Source organism: Caulobacter sp. GW821-FHT09A05, assembly GCF_059418465.1.
In genome coordinates this window covers 84135-102087 of the sequence record NZ_JBWKPX010000002.1, presented here as the reverse complement: position 1 = coordinate 102087, position 17953 = coordinate 84135, and the positions used below count along the sequence as shown (strand labels likewise).

General features: G+C 69.5%; 15 protein-coding genes and 1 pseudogene. 5 read left to right on the top strand and 11 right to left on the bottom strand.

Going from position 1 to position 17953, the window contains the following annotated elements; all coding sequences use genetic code 11:
• Positions 1–75 precede the first annotated feature (75 nt).
• Positions 76–1599 (top strand): adenosine deaminase family protein, encoded by a 1524-nt coding sequence (locus tag AC07NX_RS02370; protein ID WP_494638762.1) that lies wholly within the window; start codon positions 76–78, stop codon positions 1597–1599.
• 97 nt (positions 1600–1696) lie between these two features.
• Here the strand turns inward: AC07NX_RS02370 and AC07NX_RS02365 are convergent, their stop codons facing one another.
• On the bottom strand, positions 1697–2128 hold the full coding sequence (locus AC07NX_RS02365; RefSeq protein ID WP_494638760.1) for a VOC family protein: 432 nt from the start codon (positions 2126–2128) through the stop codon (positions 1697–1699).
• 1110 nt (positions 2129–3238) lie between these two features.
• Between AC07NX_RS02365 and AC07NX_RS02360 the strand changes: the two genes are divergently transcribed.
• Positions 3239–4378 carry a hypothetical protein gene (locus AC07NX_RS02360; RefSeq protein WP_494638758.1) on the top strand — a complete coding sequence of 380 codons (1140 nt, stop codon included), beginning with the start codon at positions 3239–3241 and terminating at the stop codon, positions 4376–4378.
• A 75-nt stretch (positions 4379–4453) separates the two neighbouring features.
• Positions 4454–4987, top strand: a complete 534-nt coding sequence (locus tag AC07NX_RS02355; protein ID WP_494638756.1) for an RES family NAD+ phosphorylase — start codon at positions 4454–4456, stop codon at positions 4985–4987.
• A gap of 34 nt (positions 4988–5021) precedes the next feature.
• On the opposite strand, the gene mutL is transcribed toward AC07NX_RS02355, so the two are convergent.
• Entirely contained in the window at positions 5022–6995 is a 1974-nt protein-coding gene (gene mutL / locus AC07NX_RS02350) for a DNA mismatch repair endonuclease MutL (RefSeq protein ID WP_494638754.1), read from the bottom strand.
• A 296-nt stretch (positions 6996–7291) separates the two neighbouring features.
• Here mutL and AC07NX_RS02345 point away from each other — a divergent pair, with 296 nt between their 5' ends.
• Complete coding sequence (locus tag AC07NX_RS02345; protein ID WP_494638752.1) at positions 7292–8245, top strand: TraB/GumN family protein; 954 nt, start codon at positions 7292–7294, stop codon at positions 8243–8245.
• A gap of 71 nt (positions 8246–8316) precedes the next feature.
• The gene (locus AC07NX_RS02340; protein ID WP_494638750.1) at positions 8317–9279 is read left to right on the top strand and encodes a TraB/GumN family protein; all 963 of its coding nucleotides are present in this window, start codon (positions 8317–8319) and stop codon (positions 9277–9279) included.
• Between the two features lie 193 nt (positions 9280–9472).
• On the opposite strand, the gene AC07NX_RS02335 is transcribed toward AC07NX_RS02340, so the two are convergent.
• The 9 genes and pseudogenes from AC07NX_RS02335 to AC07NX_RS02295 form a co-directional block, all read right to left on the bottom strand.
• Complete coding sequence (locus AC07NX_RS02335; RefSeq protein WP_494638748.1) at positions 9473–10039, bottom strand: DUF3035 domain-containing protein; 567 nt, start codon at positions 10037–10039, stop codon at positions 9473–9475.
• Between the two features lie 273 nt (positions 10040–10312).
• Positions 10313–10819, bottom strand: coding sequence for a signal peptidase II (gene lspA / locus AC07NX_RS02330; RefSeq protein ID WP_494639144.1), 507 nt, complete (start codon positions 10817–10819; stop codon positions 10313–10315).
• A gap of 15 nt (positions 10820–10834) precedes the next feature.
• Positions 10835–10945: pseudogene (locus tag AC07NX_RS02325) on the bottom strand (hypothetical protein); the annotation flags it as partial.
• A 20-nt stretch (positions 10946–10965) separates the two neighbouring features.
• On the bottom strand, positions 10966–13938 hold the full coding sequence (ileS, locus tag AC07NX_RS02320) for an isoleucine--tRNA ligase (RefSeq protein WP_494638746.1): 2973 nt from the start codon (positions 13936–13938) through the stop codon (positions 10966–10968).
• Between the two features lie 342 nt (positions 13939–14280).
• Positions 14281–14673 carry a GIY-YIG nuclease family protein gene (locus AC07NX_RS02315; protein ID WP_494638745.1) on the bottom strand — a complete coding sequence of 131 codons (393 nt, stop codon included), beginning with the start codon at positions 14671–14673 and terminating at the stop codon, positions 14281–14283.
• Between the two features lie 152 nt (positions 14674–14825).
• Positions 14826–15077 (bottom strand): hypothetical protein, encoded by a 252-nt coding sequence (locus AC07NX_RS02310; RefSeq protein WP_494638743.1) that lies wholly within the window; start codon positions 15075–15077, stop codon positions 14826–14828.
• Positions 15078–15459: 382 nt separating this feature from the next.
• Complete coding sequence (locus AC07NX_RS02305; RefSeq protein ID WP_494638742.1) at positions 15460–16401, bottom strand: bifunctional riboflavin kinase/FAD synthetase; 942 nt, start codon at positions 16399–16401, stop codon at positions 15460–15462.
• Between the two features lie 10 nt (positions 16402–16411).
• A complete protein-coding gene (locus AC07NX_RS02300; protein ID WP_494638741.1) occupies positions 16412–16837 on the bottom strand; it encodes a MaoC family dehydratase in 426 nt (141 codons plus the stop codon).
• 36 nt (positions 16838–16873) lie between these two features.
• Positions 16874–17734, bottom strand: coding sequence for a TIGR01459 family HAD-type hydrolase (locus tag AC07NX_RS02295; protein ID WP_494638740.1), 861 nt, complete (start codon positions 17732–17734; stop codon positions 16874–16876).
• Between the last annotated feature and the right edge of the window lie 219 nt (positions 17735–17953).

The window sequence follows — 17953 nt, the reverse complement described above, 5'->3', positions numbered from 1 at the left end:
GCGCCTTTTGGGGCTGGATTTGACGGGCGACGCAACGCACCTTGAGCCGGCGGGAAACGTGGGCGGGGCGAGACGATGGGCGGCGTGAAACGAGTGGTGGGCGCGGCCCTCGGCGTCCTGCTGCTGGCCGGAACGGCTCAGGCCGCGTCGCCCGCCCGGTCCCCGTCGCCCGAGGCCCGCACGGCCGCCCGCTTCGACGCCGTGACCAAAAACCGCGCCCAGCTGCGACTGTTCCTGCGGGCCATGCCCAAGGGCGGCGACCTGCACAACCACCTGTCCGGCGCGGCCTATGCCGAGGACTTCCTGGCCTGGGCCGACGCCGACGGCCTGTGCGTGACCACCGGCCCCCTGCCGGCCATCGCCCCCGCCCCCTGCGACGCGCCGGGCAAGGTCCCGGCCCGGGGCCTGGCCAAGGCCAACCCGGCCCTCTACGGCCGGGCGATCAATTCGCTGTCGATGCGCAACTACCATCCCGGCGCCGACGGGGCCCTGGCCTCCGGCCACGACCAGTTCTTCTCGACCTTCGGCCGGTTCGGAACCGTGACCGACGGCAACCTGCCGGGCCTGCTGGCCGTGGCCCGCGACTATGCGGCCGGCGACCATGTCTCCTATGTCGAGACCTCGGTGAACCCGTCGGCCATGTACGACCTGGTCGATAAGGTCCGCGGCGCGCCGTGGGATGGCGACATGGCCAAGGCCCTGGCCGCCCTGGAGCCGGCCATCCCGGCCATGACCGCCAAGGCCCGCCAGGAGTTCGACGCCGCCGAGGCCGAGGCCGACCGCCGCCAGGGCTGCCTGGCCCTGAAGCCGCGCACCGGCCCCTGCGCCGTCGTGCTGGGCTACCAGGCGTTCGCCGTGCGCATCCAGTCGCCCTCGGTGGTGTTCGCCCAGCTGACGGCGGCCTTCGCCCTGGCCCAGGCCGATCCGCGCTTCGTCGGCGTCAACATCGTCGCCCCCGAGGACGACCCGACCTCTCTGGCCGACTACGCCCTGCACATGCGGATGCTGCGGTTCCTGCGCGAGCGGTATCCGGACGTGAAGCTGTCGCTGCACGCCGGCGAGCTGACCCTGGGCCTGGTCCCCCCGCGCGACCTGCGCTTCCACATCCGCGAGGCGGTCGAGGTGGCGGGCGCCCGCCGCATCGGACATGGCGTCGACATCGCCTACGAGGACGACGCCCAGGCCCTGCTGGCCCGGATGGCGCGCGACAAGGTGGCCGTCGAGATCAACCTGACCAGCAACGACGTCATCCTGGGCGTCAAGGGCGCCGACCACCCGCTGGCCCTCTACCGCCAGGCCGGGGTGCCGTTCGTGCTGTCCACCGACGACGAGGGCGTTTCGCGCATCGACCTGACCCACGAGTATCTGCGCGCCGTCACCGAGCAGGGGCTGGGCTATGCCGACCTGAAGGCCGCGGCCCGGGCCAGCCTGGAGTACAGCTTCCTGCCCGGCCCCAGCCTGTGGGCCGCGGCCGGCCGGCCGGTGGCCGCCTGCGCCAAGGCCGGCCCGGCCTGCGACGGCTTCCTGTCGACCAGCCGCAGAGCCGCCGCCCAATGGCGGTTGGAGCGCGAGTTCGAGGTGTTCGAGGCGGGGCGGTAGGGGCTGGCGGGCAAAAACCCGTTGTCATCCCGGACAAGCGCTCCGCGCTTTCCGGGATGACAACTGTTGATGTCGGCCGGGCTTCACGCTCCGGCGCTTACCCCTCCGGCTCGTCGTCCCAGGTCAGCACCACGCTGGGGGCCGAGCGGCCGGCCGGGCCGTGGAACACCGCCTCGATGTTGTTGCCGTCGGGGTCGTAGGCGAAGGCGGCGTAGTAGCCGGGGTGGTATTCGCGCAGGCCCGGCCCGCCGTTGTCGCGCCCGCCGTTGGCCAGGGCGGCGGCGTGGAAGCGCCGGACGGTCTCCTCGTCGGCGGCCTGGAAGGCCAGGTGCACGTGGCTGGCCGGCTCGCCGACGTCGACCCATAGCTCGTCGGCGTAGAAATAGTCGCCGCCGCCGCCGGGATGGCTGCCCTCGACGATCGGCACGCCCACCGTCTCGAGCACGGCCTTGTAGAGCCGCTTCATGGCCGGCAGGTCCCGGGTGCGCAGGTGGATGTGGTCGATCAGGCGGCCGCGGTGGAGTTGCATGGCTGGGCTCCGGGGTTGAGGATTGCCCGATCAACGTAATCGGGCGCGGCGCGGTTTCTGGCAGCAGCGAAACGCCCTCGGTCGGCTTCGCGACGGTCCTTCCAGATCCTCCTCTGGGGGAGGTGGCCGAAGGGCCGGAGGGGGCAAGCGGCGGCGGCCTCAGGCGGAAACCCGCTGAGGGCTGGGGAGGCGGCGGAGCGTCCGGGCCATGCCCGGTGTAGCGTTTTGGAGAGTACCGTTTCGACAGGTCACGGGCGCTCCGCGCGGCCTTCTTCCAGGAGCCTTCGGGTCGCGGATTCTTAACCCGCTCCGATGGAGGCCCCCGGCGGGCAGGACGTTGGCTCCGTCCTGGACCGCGCGGGCGATTTCAGCCCGCGCCTGGCGCGTTTCGCCGTTCGGCCCCGAGGGGGTGTTCCCATCGTCCGGTCCGGACCGCCGAGGCCCCATCCAGGACCCCCGCGCCCCGCCGACCGACCCGAAGGGCCCCCCGACGCCGGCCGGCGGACGCTTCCCGCTCGACCGCCCCCGCCGCACGTCGAGGTCGCCGGCCGGACGTCCTCCCCCGCGACGGGGCGAGGACCAGTATGGGCGGGGTTGGGGAGGGTGAGGATCAAATCGGGTCGAGAAAATTCAGGGCGTTGAAATCGCGTGGCTTTGTTCGCCATGCGCAGAGCGTAAGCCCTCGAAACCCTCTCCCGGAGGGAGAGGGTCGACGCCCAGCCTCTTCCGCCCCCCGCCCGCAGCGGCGAGGCCGCGCCTTGAAACCTTGGCCGCCAGCGTGCTCTGGGGACTGACCGAGTCAAGGACGGCGCTGCGCGCCGCCGCGCCGCGGCCGCCGGAGGCGGTCCTTGACTCGGTCAGTCCCCAGAGCTCCCATCCACCAAGGGTTTAAGGCGGGGTGGCGCCCGGCTGGGCGGATGAAAAAGGGTTGTGTTGAAATGATGGCTTGAAAGGCCGGCAGGCGATGCGATCAAAACCTGACGCGGCGTTCTCGATAACACCTTACAGCGTGCTTCAGGTCTTGCATGATGGTTGATAGTGAGGCTCACTAGGCCCATATCAACCGACGCTATCAACCTGCCTGGAATAATAATCAGGATTGCCGCTCGCATGGCACTTGCTGAAGTTTGGAAAGATTTGGATCCGGCTGCTCGTGCGGTGGCCGAGATCAGAGCTCATGAGTCGGGCCTGACGCTTGCCCAATGGCTTGAGCGGCTTGTTTACGAGAAGGGCGTTCCTTTTGTTTTCGACGGCACGGGCCGCGCACTCCGGAGCGGGCAATTAAGCAGCACTCTATCGAGCGTGCCGAACATTTCGCACTATCTGTTTACGGGGCATGGCCCAGGGCACGGCGTGGACTGGGAGGCGACTGTTGATCTTCACGCGCCGTCGGATCGCCCTTCGACCTTTGTATTCGACACCGGGGCGTTCAATTTGTTCGAGGCTTTCCCGCCGAGGATCGATTTTGCAGCCGTTTGCCTGAGCATCGTCTTTACCGAAGCAAAGGTCGATATCCGGCCTGCAGTTGTTAAGCGCGGCCTTCAAGTGACGCGATCAAGCAGTTGGTTCGACACAGTTATCCAACAAAGTGTCGCGCGCTCGCAGGAGGTTCGTTCGGCGTTACGCTATCCTGTCTCCCCGATCGGACGGGCCGAAGTCTATTGGGATCGAGCGTTTTTGGCTCTCTGTGATTTGACACCCATGGCCGGCGAGCTTTGGACGCTTTGCCAGCGCGATCGCGAACGCGCCTCCTCCGAACTGGCTGACCAACTCGATCTTGTCACCCAGCAGTTCGAAAGTTTCGCTAAGCTGCTCGCCCAGCGAGAAGATGGTGCTGAAATCGCTCCCCCGACAGATGGAAGCGAGCAACGATTCAACGCTGCTAAGAAGGCTTTGCTGAAGCGCGCCGGCGGCGCTGTATCGTTGACTGAAGGCGCGGCTCTGCTGGGGATCACCCGTCAAGCTCTCCACAAGCGGATCAAGGCTGGCTCGGCCCTTGGCATGATGGATGGCGACACATTGGTTCTGCCGCGCTTGCAATGGATGGAAATCGACGGCCGCCTGACGGCCATTCCCGGTCTTTCCGACGTGGTCAGGTTGTTTGATCGCGCCGGCGGTTGGTCCGCCTTGCAGTTCCTGCTCGAGATCGATCCCAATCTTAGTCAAGCGCCCCACACCGCCCTGCTAGCGGGCCGGGTCACAGAAACGGTTCATGCCGCACGCGCCTACCTTGGGCTTGACGAGGGGTGAGCCGATGGTTGGGGGGCTGCATCGCATTTCCGGAATGGCATCCTGACCTATCCCTCGCCAGTTGGGACGCAATTGGTGCGCATTCATCGCAAGGCAAACGGACCGATTTTCTTCGGACCACCCGCTGGTGTCGGACCTCAAAACCGTTTCGACGCGGCCAGCGGCCAGTATCGATTGCTCTATGGCGCTGAAGAACTGGCCGGCGCGTTTGTCGAGACCGTGTTGCGTCGGCCCGGCCGCCTGCTACGTCGAGCCGATGTCAACGAGCGCGCTTTAAGCCTCGTTGAAACCTTGCGACCGTTCAAACTTGCGAAAATCTTTGACGAAGGTCTGCAATGGCATGGCATTGACGCTGGCCTTATCAGCATCGATGACTACGGCCCTTCCAGGGCTTTGGCGCTGGATCTATTCGCCGAAGATTCCAATCTCGATGGCTTGGCCTATCGTTCGCGCTACAACAACGGCCAAGTGTGCTTTGCGTTGTTCGACCGCGTCGCGCCGGCGGACCTTCGCGTAGTGCGAACGGTCGGGCTCGATCGCATCACCCCGGACATCGACGCGATGATGGCGTTGTACGGAGCAGCGTTCGACACCAGCGCGCCTCCTTAAGATCCCTTTCCACTTAAGAGTCGGTCCGCGCCCCCTACCGCCTCCCAAACAACCGCTCGATATCCGCCAGCTTCAGCTCCACATAGGTCGGCCGCCCGTGGTTGCACTGGCCCGAATGCGGCGTAGCCTCCATCTCCCGCAGCAGCGCATTCATCTCCGCCGCGTTCAAACGCCGCCCGGCCCGCACGCTCCCGTGGCAGGCCATGGTGGAGCAGACCTCCTCCAGCCGCTCCTTCAGGGCCAGGGCCGCGCCGTTCTCGGCCAGGTCGTCGGCGATGTCGCGGACCAGGCCGGCGGCGTCGGTCTTGCCCAGCAGGGCCGGGGTCTCGCGGACCAGCACCGCCCCGGGGCCGAAGCTTTCCAGGACCAGGCCCAGGGCGGCCAGCTCCTCCGAGCGGGCGACGACGCGCTCGGCCTCGGCGGGGTCCAGCTCGACCACCTCGGGCAGCAGCAGGGCCTGGCGGGCGACGCCGCCGGCCGCCATCTCGCCCTTCATCCGCTCGTAGACCAGGCGCTCGTGGGCGGCGTGCTGGTCGACGATGACCACGCCGTCGCGGGTCTGGGCGACGATATAGGTCTCGTGCACCTGGGCCCGGGCCGCGCCCAGCGGGAAGTCGACGGGATCGAAGGCCGGGGCGGGGCCGGGGTCCTGGCCGCCGCCGGGATAGGCGCCCCCTGGGTAGGCGATGCTGGGCGGGGCGTCGTAGCCGCCATAGGCCGCCTCGCGCACCGCCTCGGCCACGCCGCCCCCGAAGGCCTCGGCGCGGGTGGCGTAGGTCTGTTCCGGCGCGGCCTCGTAGCGGGCCGAGACGTCCGACAGGCCCGGCAGCGCCTGGGGCGCGGGCCGCGTCCAGCCGCCGTCCCGCCAGGCCGAGAAGCCGGCCGGGGAGGGGCCGGGCTGGTAGCCGCTATAGCCCCCGGAGGGCGGCACCGCCGACTGCGCCCGGATGGCGTCCAGCGCCGACGCCGCCGTGGTGGTCGAGGCCCGGTGGCCGGCCGCCGCCAGGGCGTGGCGCAGGGCCCCGACGATCAGGCCGCGCACCAGGGCCGGGTCGCGGAACCGCACCTCGGCCTTGGCCGGGTGGACGTTGACGTCGACCTCGGCGGTGTCGAGGCTGATATAGAGGGCCGCCGTCGGGTGGCGGTCCCTGGCGAGAAAGTCGGCATAGGCGGCGCGCAGCGCGCCCTGCAGCAGCCGGTCGCGCACCGGGCGGCCGTTGACGAACAGGTACTGGTGGGCGGCGTTGCCGCGGTTGTAGGTGGGCAGCCCGGCGAAGCCGGTCAGGCGCACGCCGTCGCGGGTCTGGTCGATCTCGATGGCGTTGTCCTGGAAGTCGCGGCCCAGCACCGCGGACAGCCGGGCCAGGCGGCCTTGCGGCCCCGGATGCTCGGGCGGCAGGCGGATCACCCGGCGGCCGTCGATGTCCAGGCTGAAGCCCACCGACTCGTGGGCCATGGCCTGGCGCTTGAGCTCCTCGGTGATGGCCAGGGCCTCGGCGCGCTCGGACTTCATGAACTTCAGCCGGGCCGGGGTGGCGTAGAAAAGGTCGCGCACCTCGATCCGCGCCCCGTGGTCGCCGGCGAAGGCGGCGGGGGCCACCTCGCCGACGCTGCCGCCCTCGACCAGGATCGACCAGGCGTCCTTGGCGCCCTTGGCGCGGGAGGCGATCGACAGCCGCGCCACCGAGCCGATCGACGGCAGGGCCTCGCCCCGGAAGCCCATGGTGTGGATGCGCAGCAGGTCCCACAGGCCGTCGGCGTCGGGGGCCAGCTTGGAGGTGGCGTGGCGCTCGATGGCGACCGGCAGCTCCTCGGCGCTGAGGCCGCAGCCGTCGTCGGCCACCAGGATGCGGGTCAGGCCGCCGCCGTGGGCCTCGACCTCGATCCGCGTGGCCCCGGCGTCGATGGCGTTGTCGACCAGCTCCTTGATGGCGCTGGCCGGCCGCTCGACCACCTCGCCGGCGGCGATGCGGTTGACGGTCTCGGGCGGCAGGCGGCGGATCGGCATGGCGGGCGGACTTTCGGCGCGGCCCCGGGGCGGAGGCCCGCCCAGGGGCAGCATTGCAGCATGGTAATTTGACCGGCCCAGCTTGGGCCCTTCCAAGTGTGGAAGACCGTTCATCCTAGATCGATTCCGCCACGGCTGGAGAAACACAGATAGTGACGCGTGCCCGCTTTTCTCCCCCCGTTGTCATCCCGGACGAAGCGCGCAGCGCGAAGATCCGGGACCGACGCCTGAGCGCCGCGCTTCCGGCGGTCCCGGCTCTCCGCTTCGCTGCGGCCGGGATGACAGCCTTGGGGTTGATGGCTTTCGCTCCCTCCGCCCTGGCCCAGCAGGCGGTCGACGCCTCCGGCCCGATCGACCTGCGCAGGGTCGATCCCGAGGCCAACCTGGTCGAGGAACTGGTGGTCAACGCCCCGATGCCGGGGCCGGCCTGGTGGAAGGTCAGCGACGCCGACACCACGGTCTATGTGCTGGGCGTGCCGGCCGTGGTCCCCCAGGACCTGGAGGTCGACCATTCGGTGCTCAAGCGCCGGCTGGACGGGGCCAATGTGCTGATCATGGGCCAGGAGGCGACGATCAATCCGATGCGCGTCCTCGGCCTGTTGCTGGGCGGCAAGCGCTACTTCCTCAGCGACCAGCCGATGCGCCAGACCTTGCCGCCCGCCCTGCGGGCCCGCTACGAGGCCCGGCTGGCGGTGATGAAGAAGAAGCCCGACGACATGGACGAGGTGAAGCCCGCCTTCGCCGGTTTCGTCGTCGCCAACTCCCAGCAGGGCGGCAACCTCTCGATCTCGCTGGGCGACCTGACCGGCAAGATCCGCGACATGGCCAAGAGCAAGGACCTGGCCAAGCGCCCCCGCATCCAGGACCTGCCCGACTACAGCCTGATCGACGCCATCAAGACCCTGGGCTCGGCGCCGCAGCCGCTGCAGGAGCTGTGCCTGGACGCCGGCCTGCGCCAGGCCGAGAGCGGCCAGGGCGGGGTCCGGGTCACGGCCGAGCGCTGGGCCCGGGGCGAGGTGCGCGAGGTGATGGCCACTGATCGCGGCTTCTCGCGCTGCCTGGCCTCGACCCCGTCGATCGGCCGCGAGCTGCGCGACGGCCAGACCCGCGCGGTCAAGGCCATCGCCTCGGCCCTGAAGCAGCCCGGCAAGGCGGTGGCGGTGATCGAGCTGCGCTCGCTGCTGGCCGAGGGCGGGGTGTTGGAGCAGCTGAAGGCCAAGGGCTTCAAGGTGGAGACGCCGGGGGCGTGATTTCGCTGGACGCCCCCTCCGTCGCGATGCGTATTCGCATCGCGAAGCGGCGTGACGGAGGGCGTTCCTTGATGCGTTCGGTTTCGGCGGCCCTGGTCGCCCTCGTCCTGGCCGCCCCCGTCCTGGCCGCCGCGCCCGTCGCCCGCGCCCAGACCGTTCCGCCGCCGCTCGACGATCCGGAGGCCAATGTCGTCGAGGCCCTGGTGGTCAGCGCCCACCTGCCCGGGCCGGCCTGGTGGAAGATCACCGACGGCGACACGACGCTTTACATGCTGGGCGTGCTGCAGGCCCTGCCGCGCGGCCAGGGCTGGGACACCGGCGTGCTGGAGCGCCGGCTGGACGGGGCCTTCGCGGTGATCCTGCCGCCGGAGGGCAAGGCCGGGCTCGGCGACCTGCCAGCCGCCCTGGCCCTGCGCAAGCGGCTCAAGTCCGACGTCCCGCTGGACGCGGCCGTCGGCGACCTGGCGCCCAAGCTTGCGCGGGCCCGGGCGATCCTGCGCAAGCCCGCCGACGCCTACAACGGCTGGAGCCCGCTGGGCGCGGGGATCATGATGGCCGGCGACTATCGCAAGTCGGTCCAGCTGGAGCCGAACGAGCCGGAGCGCACGATCCAGCGCCTGGCCCGCAAGCACCGGGTCAAGGTCCGGACGGCCGCCACCTACAAGGTCATGCCGCTGATCAAGACGGCGGTGCGCGAGCATTCGCGCGAGGCGGGGCTGATCTGCCTGGAGGGCGTGCTGGACGAGGTCGAGGCCGGGGCCGGCGCGGTGCGGCAGGCGGCGCGGGCCTGGGCCCAGGGCGACGTGCGCGGCGCGATCGGCGGGCCGCGGAACTTCCAGCGTTGCCTGCTGGCCCTTCCCGGCATGGCCGACCTGGAGCGCAAGGGCACGAGCGACGAGGTCGAGGCCCTGAGCGCGGCGATGCGGACGCCGGGCCACGCGGTGGCGATCTACGGGATCCGCGGCCTGGTGGCGCGCGGCGGCGTGCTGGACCAGATGCGGGCGCGAGGGTTCACGGTGACGACGCCGGAGTGAGGGGGCATACCCTTGCCCCCACCTGGCGGCTTCGCCGCCTGTCCGCCCCCATAGGGGGCGGAGCCTTCTCGCTCAGGCTCTTCCCCCTCTGGGGGAAGACGATCGCGAAGCGATCCGTAGGGGGCAAGTGCTGAAACAAAAAAGCCCGGAAGCTTTCGCCGCCGGGCCTTTCCAGGTTTCAGCGCTCCAGGCCCTACAGGCCCGGCAGCTTGATCCTGCCCTGCTTCTCGCGGGTGATGATGATCGTGCCGTTGCCGGTCAGGGCCTTGAGGCGGGCTTCCTCGGCGGCGGCGTCGACGGTGACCGACTCGGTGGCGCCGGTTTCGGCGGCGGTCGGGGCGGCGGTCTTGTCGCCCTTCTTCCAGAACATCACCTTGCTGGCGAAGCTCTCGTCCTTGTGGGCCAGGTCGCCGTTCTCGTCGTCGACGACGAAGCGGATCAGCGGGTCGGCCTTGTCGACGCCGGCCTTGGCGACCAGCAGCTTCTCGCCGTCCGAGCGGCCGGCGGCGTTGCTCTGGCCGATCAGGGCCTGGCGGGCGGCGCTTTCAGGCTGCAGTTCCTGCGGGCGCGGCTCGCCGGGAGCCGGCGGGCGCAGGCTGTAGTCGGGCGGCACCACCAGCGGGGCCTTGGTGACGACGCGGAATTCGTCCGGGACCACCTTGCTCATCCCCAGGGCCTTGGAGGCCGACTGACAGCCGGCCAGGCCGGTGGCGGCCACGGCGACCAAAGCGCCCAGGGTCGCGACCCGATAGAAACTCATGAAACCCATGCTCCAGCGGCCCGCCCCCGGGTAGGCCAAATTTCGGACGCCCTCGATACGACATCCGGGGCCGGGCGCCAATCTTCCTTGAGATCGTGGCTACGTTAGGGCGCGGGTGTCGCGTCAGAGCAGATCGGCGTTCAAGGCCGGTGCGTGGTCCTCGTCCTTCGACAGGCTCAGGATGAGGACCATTCTTGGGGCCGGGCGCCAGAAAAACCTCATCCTGAGCCTGTCGAAGGACGAGGTTTTCGCCACGCGTCGCGCGCGTGAGGCCTAAAGCCCATGGCCGTCGGGATTGGCCAGCTTCTTCTCCTCGCCCAGGAAGCTGTCCAGCAGCAGCAGGCAGACCCCGACCGTGATGGCCGAGTCGGCGACGTTGAACACCCACGGGAAGTGCATCCGCGAGACGTCGATGAAGTCGACGACATAGCCGTAGCGGATGCGGTCGATCAGGTTGTTGCCGAACGCCCCGCCGATGATCAGGCCGATCCCCGCCGCCACCAGCGGCTTGGTCGCCTTGCGCGCCCAGACCGCCAGGCCCACGACCACGGCGGCCGAGAAGGCGGTCAGCAGCCAGCGGCTGAGCTCGGAGCCGCGGAACAGGCCAAAGCTCATGCCGAAATTGTGCACCAGGGTCAGGTAGAACGGCCCGGCCACGGGCTGGCTGGCCCCGGGGGTTGTCCCCAGGGTCGACAGGATCCAGGCCTTGCTGATCTGGTCCAGCACGACGGTGACGATCGCGATGACATAGGCGGTCCAGCCGAGGCGGGTGATCTTCATTTCAGTCTCTAATCTTCCTTCTCCCCTTGCGGGAGAAGGTGGCCTGCGAAGCAGGTCGGATGAGGGGTTTCACCGGCCGGGCCGTGCGACCCCTCATCCGTCGCTGCGCGACACCTTCTCCCGCAAGGGGAGAAGGAAGCAAACACCTAAGCCTTATGCGCATCCCACCACGCCACCGCCTCGGCGTCGCGCAGGCTCAGCTCCGGATAGCGCGGGTCGGTCCCCACCTCCGGCAGGATGCGCCACGAGCGGGCGCACTTCCGGCCTTGCGCCAGCGGGACCTCGACCGCCACGCCCTTGACCTCGTCCAGGGCGAAGGCGCCGGGCGCTTCGCCGGCGACCAGGGTCGCCTGGCTGGTGCGGAACACCTCGGCCGCGTCGACGCCGTCGAAGGCCGCCAGCAGGCCGGGGTCGGCGACGTGCACCACCGGCGCGGCTTCCAGGGCCGAGCCGATGCGCTTGTCGCGGCGCTCGACCTCCAGGGCGGCGGTGACCACCGAGGTCACGGCCTCGACCTTGGCCCAGCGCGCCGCCTCGGCGTCGTTGCGCCAGGCCGCCGGCGTTTCCGGCATCACCCGCAGCACGTTGCTGCCGGCGTCGGGGAACCGCGTGGTCCAGGCCTCTTCCATGGTGAAGCTGGTCAGGGGCGACAGCCACACCGTCAGGCGCTCGAACACATGGTCCAGCACCGTGCGATAGGCCCGGCGGCGCAGGGCCGTGGGCGCGTCGCAATAGAGGCTGTCCTTGCGGATGTCGAAGAACAGGGCCGACAGGTCGCCCTGGCAGAAGTCGATCAGCGGCCGGATCACGTCGCTGAAGCGATAGGCCTCGTAGGCGGCCTTCACCTGGGCGTCCAGTTCCCACAGGCGGTGCAGGACGTACTTCTCCAGCGGCGGGAAGTCGGCGTAGTCGGTCACCCGCTCGGCCTCGTCGAAGCCGGCCAGGGCGCCCAGCAGGTAGCGGGTGGTGTTGCGCAGCTTGCGATAGGCGTCGGTGGTGGTGGCCAGGATGGTCTTGCCGATCCGCTGGTCTTCCGAATAGTCGACCATCGCCGCCCACAGCCGCAGGATCTCGGCGCCGCTCTCCTTGGTGATGGTCTGCGGCTCGACGGTGTTGCCCTTGGACTTGGACATCTTCTCGCCGTTCTCGTCCTGGGTGAACCCGTGGGTCAGGACGCCCTTGTACGGCGCGCGGCCGCGCGTGCCGCAGCTCTCGAGAAGCGACGACTGGAACCAGCCGCGGTGCTGGTCGGAGCCTTCCAGATAGAGGTCGGCCGGCGAGCGGCTGTCGTTGCGGCCTTCCAGGGTGAAGGCGTGGGTCGCGCCGCTGTCGAACCAGACGTCGAGGATGTCGACGACCTTCTCGTATCGGGCCGGATCGTGCTCGCCCAGGAAGTCGGCGTCGGGGCGCTCGAACCAGGCGTCGCTGCCGCCTTCGCGGATGGCGTCGAGGATGCGGCGGTTGACCGCCGCGTCCATCAGCGGGACGCCGGTCTCCTTGTCGACGAACATGGCCAGGGGCGTGCCCCAGGCGCGCTGGCGGCTGATCAGCCAGTCCGGGCGCGTCTCGACCATCGACCCGATGCGGTTGCGGCCGGCGTCGGGGTGGAAGGCGGTGTCGGCGATGGCCTGGACGGCGGTCTCGCGCAGGGTCTTGCCGCCCAGGGCGGGCACGGGCTGGTCCATGCGGATGAACCACTGCGGGGTGTTGCGGAAGATCACCGGGGCCTTGGAGCGCCAGCTGTGCGGATAGCTGTGCTCGACGCGGCCCCGCGCCAGCAGGTTTCCGGCCTCGATCAGCCTGTCCATGACCGCGCCGTTGGCCGGACCGAACTTGCCGGCCTTCTTGCCCTCGGTCTCGATGACCTTCAGGCCGGCGAACAGCGGCACGTGCGGGTAATAGGCGCCGTCCGGGTCGACGGTGTCGGGGATGGAGTCGAGGCTCTGGCCGCTCTTCAGCCAGACCAGGTAGTCGTCGGCGCCGTGGCCCGGGGCGGTGTGGACGAAGCCGGTGCCGGCGTCGTCGGTCACGTGCTCGCCGGCCAGCAGGGGGACGTCGAAGCCGTAGCCGGCATCGAACTGGGCGAGGGGGTGGGCGCAGATCAGGCCGGTGGGATCGACCGGCTCGGCGCGGCGCCATTGGGCGATCTTGGCCGCCTTGCGGACGTCCTCGGCCAGCTTGTCGGCGACGATCAGGCGGTCGCCGACCTTGGACCATGGGGCGAACTCGAGGTTCTCCTCCAGGGCCTCGACCTCGTAGAGGCCGTACTCGACCTTGGGCCCGAACGAGATCGCCCGGTTGGCCGGGATGGTCCACGGGGTGGTGGTCCAGATCACCACGCTGGCGTCGTTGGGCGGCAGGCGGAAGACGTTGTCGCCCGCTTCATTGCCCGACACGGCGTAGCGGTCCTCGTCATAGGCCTTGACCGGGAACTTCACCCACACCGTCGGGCTTACATGGTCGTGGTACTCGATCTCCGCGTCGGCCAGGGCCGTGCGCTCGACCGGGCTCCACATCACCGGCTTGGAGCCGCGATAGAGCTGGCCCGAGGTCGCGAACTTGTGGAACTCCTCGACGATCGTCGCCTCGGAGGCGTAGTCCATGGTGGCGTAGCGGTTCCACCAGTCGCCCAGCACGCCCAGGCGTTGGAACTCGACCTTCTGGGCCTCGATCCAGCCGGCGGCGTATTCGCGGCAGCGTTTGCGGAACTCGGCGGCCGGCACCTCGTCCTTGCGGCGGCCCTTGGCGCGGAACTCCTCCTCGATCTTCCACTCGATGGGCAGGCCGTGGCAGTCCCAGCCGGGCACGTAGTCGACGTCGTAGCCCAGGGCGAAGCGGCTGCGGACCACGAAGTCCTTCAGCGTCTTGTTCAGGGCGTGGCCGATGTGGATGGCGCCGTTGGCGTAGGGCGGGCCGTCGTGCAGCACGAACAGCGGCGCGCCGTCGGCCTGGCGCTTGGCGCGCACCGCGCCGTACAGGCCCTTGTCGGACAGGGCCGCCCAGCCCTCCAGGATCTCGGGCTCCTTCTTGGGCAGGCCGCCGCGCATCGGGAACGGGGTGTCGGGAAGGAAGACGGTTTCGCGATAGTCGCGGGCGGTCGTCGTGGCGTCGTCGGCCATGGGAGAGCTATCCGGCGTAGGGGTGTTCGAAGAGGGTTGCGGGGTCGTCGTCCCGGCGCGCGCTGGAGCAGTCGTCCGGCGGCGTCACGCCGGGCGGTTAATTCGCGGAGCTTTCCGAACGAAAGGCATGGGCGGGGGATAGCAGAGGTGGCGGGGAGGGGCAAACGGGGATGCTTCTCCTCCCGCGTCACCCAAGGCCTGTCATCCCGGACAAGGCCCGTAGGGCCGCCGATCCGGGACCGCCGGAAGCGCCGCGCTCAGGCCCGGTCCCGGATCTTCGCGCTGCGCGCTCGTCCGGGATGACAATCTTTTTGAGATAGGTGATGGCCCGGGATGGCGCGGCTATTTGGGCCAAGCGTCTTCTTTGGAGAATAGGCCGACCGCGTCAGGCTCCAGCGCCACCTGGAACTCCGCCATGGTTTCCCAAGGAAATCGTTCCGCGCCTCTCAACGCCGGCTCCAGGTCCGCCCATTCCGGGTTGTGCGCCTCGACCAGCGCGATCTTCCAGGCGCGGCGCCAGCGTTTGATGAGCTTCTCTCGGCGTATGGCGGCTTCGATATCGTCATGCGGTTCGAACCAGACGAGCGACTTACACCCGTGCTTGCGGGTGAAGCCGCTGATTTCGCCGTCGCGATGTTGTTGGGCGCGGCCGAGCAGGTTCGAGGTGACGCCAACATAGAGAACACCGCGTCGGCCACTTGCCATCATGTAGACCACGTATTCGTGTGACCGCATGGGTCTCCCCAAATTGTCATCCCGGACAAGGCCCGTAGGGCCGCAGATCCGGGACCGCCGGAAGCGCCGCGCTCAGGCCCCGGTCCCGGATCTTCGCGCTGCGCGCTCGTCCGGGATGACGACCTTTGGAAACGTGGAAACGGGCGCTCCCCCTACCGCCGCGCCAGGCCGTCCAGCATCCACAGGGCGGCCAGGGTGCCGAACAGCACCGCCACGGCCGAGAACAGGAACATGCGCAGGCCCTGGGCCAGGGCGACGCTGAGGGTGGTCAGGGCGGCCAGGGTCCAGGCCGAGGCCAGGATCTTGCCCTCCAGCGAGGGCAGGGCCGGCCGGGGCGGCAGGAGCAGGCGGGTCGCGCGTCGGGCCGTTCGCCACGCGCGCCTTGCTTGGACCTCTCCCGGCATCAGAAACTCCCCCCGATACTGACGCTAAAAGTGTATATTGGGTCGCGGGTTGCGTCCATGGGGAAAAATCAACGTTATCCGTATTTTCCTGATTTAGGGACGGGCTCGTGCCCGGTTATGTCGGCCGCCCGACAATGTTAACCGCGTTCGCGCGGGCTGGGAGGCAACCGCCACCGTCGTCTTGCCCGTCGGAAGGGGCTTGGGAGCCCTGGACGGGCCGCCCGGCGGCCTAGAACCAATCGACATTCAACGCCGTGCGTGGTCCTCGTCCTTCGACAAGCTCAGGATGAGGACCATTTATAGAGCCGGGCAGTAGAAAACCTCATCCTGAGCTTGTCGAAGGACGAGGTTTTCGGGCCTGAGAGATGAATGTCGATCCGCCCTAGAACGCCGGCGCCACGATCGCCCGGGCGGCGACCTCGTCGCGCAGCACCTGCTCGACCAGCAGCTCGATGCTGTCGAACTTCAGCTCCGGCCGCAGGAAGGCGATCAGGTCGGTCTCGATGACCTGGCCGTAGAGGTCCTCGTCGAAGTCGAACAGCCAGGTTTCCAGCCGGGTCTCGACCTCGCCGGTGGTGGGGTTGTTGCCGAGATTGGCCACGCCCGGCACCTCGCGGCCGTCGGGCAGGCGCGTGCGGGTGGCGTAGACGCCCAGCTTGGGCACCACATAGTCCTCGACCTCGACATTGGCCGTGGGGAAGCCCAGCTGGCGGCCCAGCTGCTGGCCGCGGCGGACCACGCCCTCGATGGCGAACGGCCGGCCCAGGATCCGGGCCGCGCCCTCGGGATGGCCGTCGCGCAGGGCGTCGCGCACGCCGGTCGACGAGAACTTCTCGCCCTCGCGGTTGGCGACCGGCTCGGCCACCGAGACCGAGAAGCCGTACTCCTCGCCATAGATCTTCATCAGGTCGGCGCTGCCGGTGCGGCCGCGGCCGAACGAGATGTCGAAGCCGACCGCCACGTGCTTCACGCCCAATCCTCCGACCAGCACCTTCTCGACGAACTCGCGGTCGCCGAAGCTGGCCATCTCGAAGTCGAACGGCAGCAGGTACAGCCGATCCACGCCCAGGGCCTCCAGTGCGCGGGCCTGCTGGTTGTGGGTCATCAGCTTGAAGGCCGGCTCGGTGGGGCGGAACAGGCGGCGCGGGTGCGGGTCGAAGGTGACCACGCCCAGCGAGGCCTTGCCGGCCAGCGCCGCCTTGGCCGCCTGGGCGATCACCTGCTGGTGGCCGCGATGCACGCCGTCGAAATTGCCCAGGGCCACGGCCGCGCCGCGATCGCCTTCGGGCAGGTCCTTCCAGCCGTGGATGGTCTTCAAGGACATGCGGGCTTCCTCAGGCGACGGGCTTGCGCGGGACCAGGACCACGGCCTCGCCGTCGACCACGGCCTTGCCGCGCACCAGGCAGGTGGTGGCCAGGGTCACCCGGGCCTTGGCGTCGTCGATGGCGGTGATCGTGGCGCGGGCCGTGACCTCGTCGCCGATCCGCACCGGGCGCTTGAAGGCCAGGGATTGCGAGAGATAGACCGCGCCGGGGCCGGGCAGGGCCGTGCCCAGCACCGCCGAGATGTAGCCGGCCGACAGCATGCCGTGGGCGATGCGCTCGCCGAAGGTTGTGGTCGCGGCGTAGTCGGGGTCCAGGTGCACGGGGTTGGTGTCGCCGGTCACCTGGGCGAAGGCGACGATGTCGCCCTCGGTCACGGCGCGGACCAGCTCGGCCTTCTGGCCGATGCTCAGATCCTCGAGAAACAGTCCCGGCATGGCGCCTCTTTTTCCTTCTGTGCCTGACGATCGGGTCTACCAGACCAGGTCGGCCATGGCGTGGGTCGCGCCCACCCGCTCGGCGGCCAGCAGGCCCTCGACCCGGGTCGGGTCCAGCCGGCCGTCGGGACCGACCGCGTGCTCGCCGTGGATGCCCTTGGCGATGAACAGGCAGGCCAGGCCCTCGTCGTGGGCGCCCTTGACGTCGGTGATCACCCCGTCGCCGATGCACAGCACCCGCGAACGGTCGACCGGGCCGCCCTTCAGGGCCTCGGCCTCGGCCAGGGCCAGGTCGTAGATCGGCTTGTAGGGCTTGCCGGCCATCAGCACCTCGCCGCCCAGGGTCTCGTAGAGGTCGGCCAGCGAACCGCCGCAATAGATCAGCCGCGAACCGCGCTGCACCACCCGGTCCGGATTGGCGCAGATCAGGGTCAGGCCGCGCTCGGCGGCGATCGCCAGGCGGTCGCGATAGTCGTCGGGAACCTCGTTCTCGTCGTCGACCATGCCGGTGACGGCGACGAAGGCCGCGTCGGCGGGACCGGCGGTCGCCAGGCCCAGGCCGTCATAGAGCGGCATGTCGCGGTCGGGGCCGACGATCCAGGCCGGGCCGGGCGCGCGGGCGGCCAGCAGGGTGCGGGTGGCGTCGCCCGAGGTGACGAAGGCGCTCCACGCCTCGCGCGGCACGCCCAGGCGGTCCAGCTGCTCGACCACGTGCTCGGACGGGCGCGGCGAGTTGGAGATCAGGATCACCGGCCCGTGGTGGGCCCGCCACTCGACCAGGGCCCGGCAGGCCTCCGGAAAGCTCTCGACCCCGTTGTGGATCACCCCCCAGACGTCGCACAGCAGCACGTCGTAGCGGTCGGCGAGGGTGGAGAGGCCAGTCGGCAGATCGGTCATGGACAGGGGCGGTACCGGGCGGAGACGGGCGCGTCAACGGTAGCGCATGTAGGGATGCGGACGCGCGAGGGCCAGCCGGGGAGCCTGGAAGCGGGCTCCGCCGCCGCGAGCGTTCCCCAAGGGGTGTCATCCCGGAAGCCCCGTAGGGGCTGTCCGGGACCCAGGGGACTGGGCCAGCGCGGTGCAACTGCCCTGGGTCCCGGACAAGCGCTGCGCGCT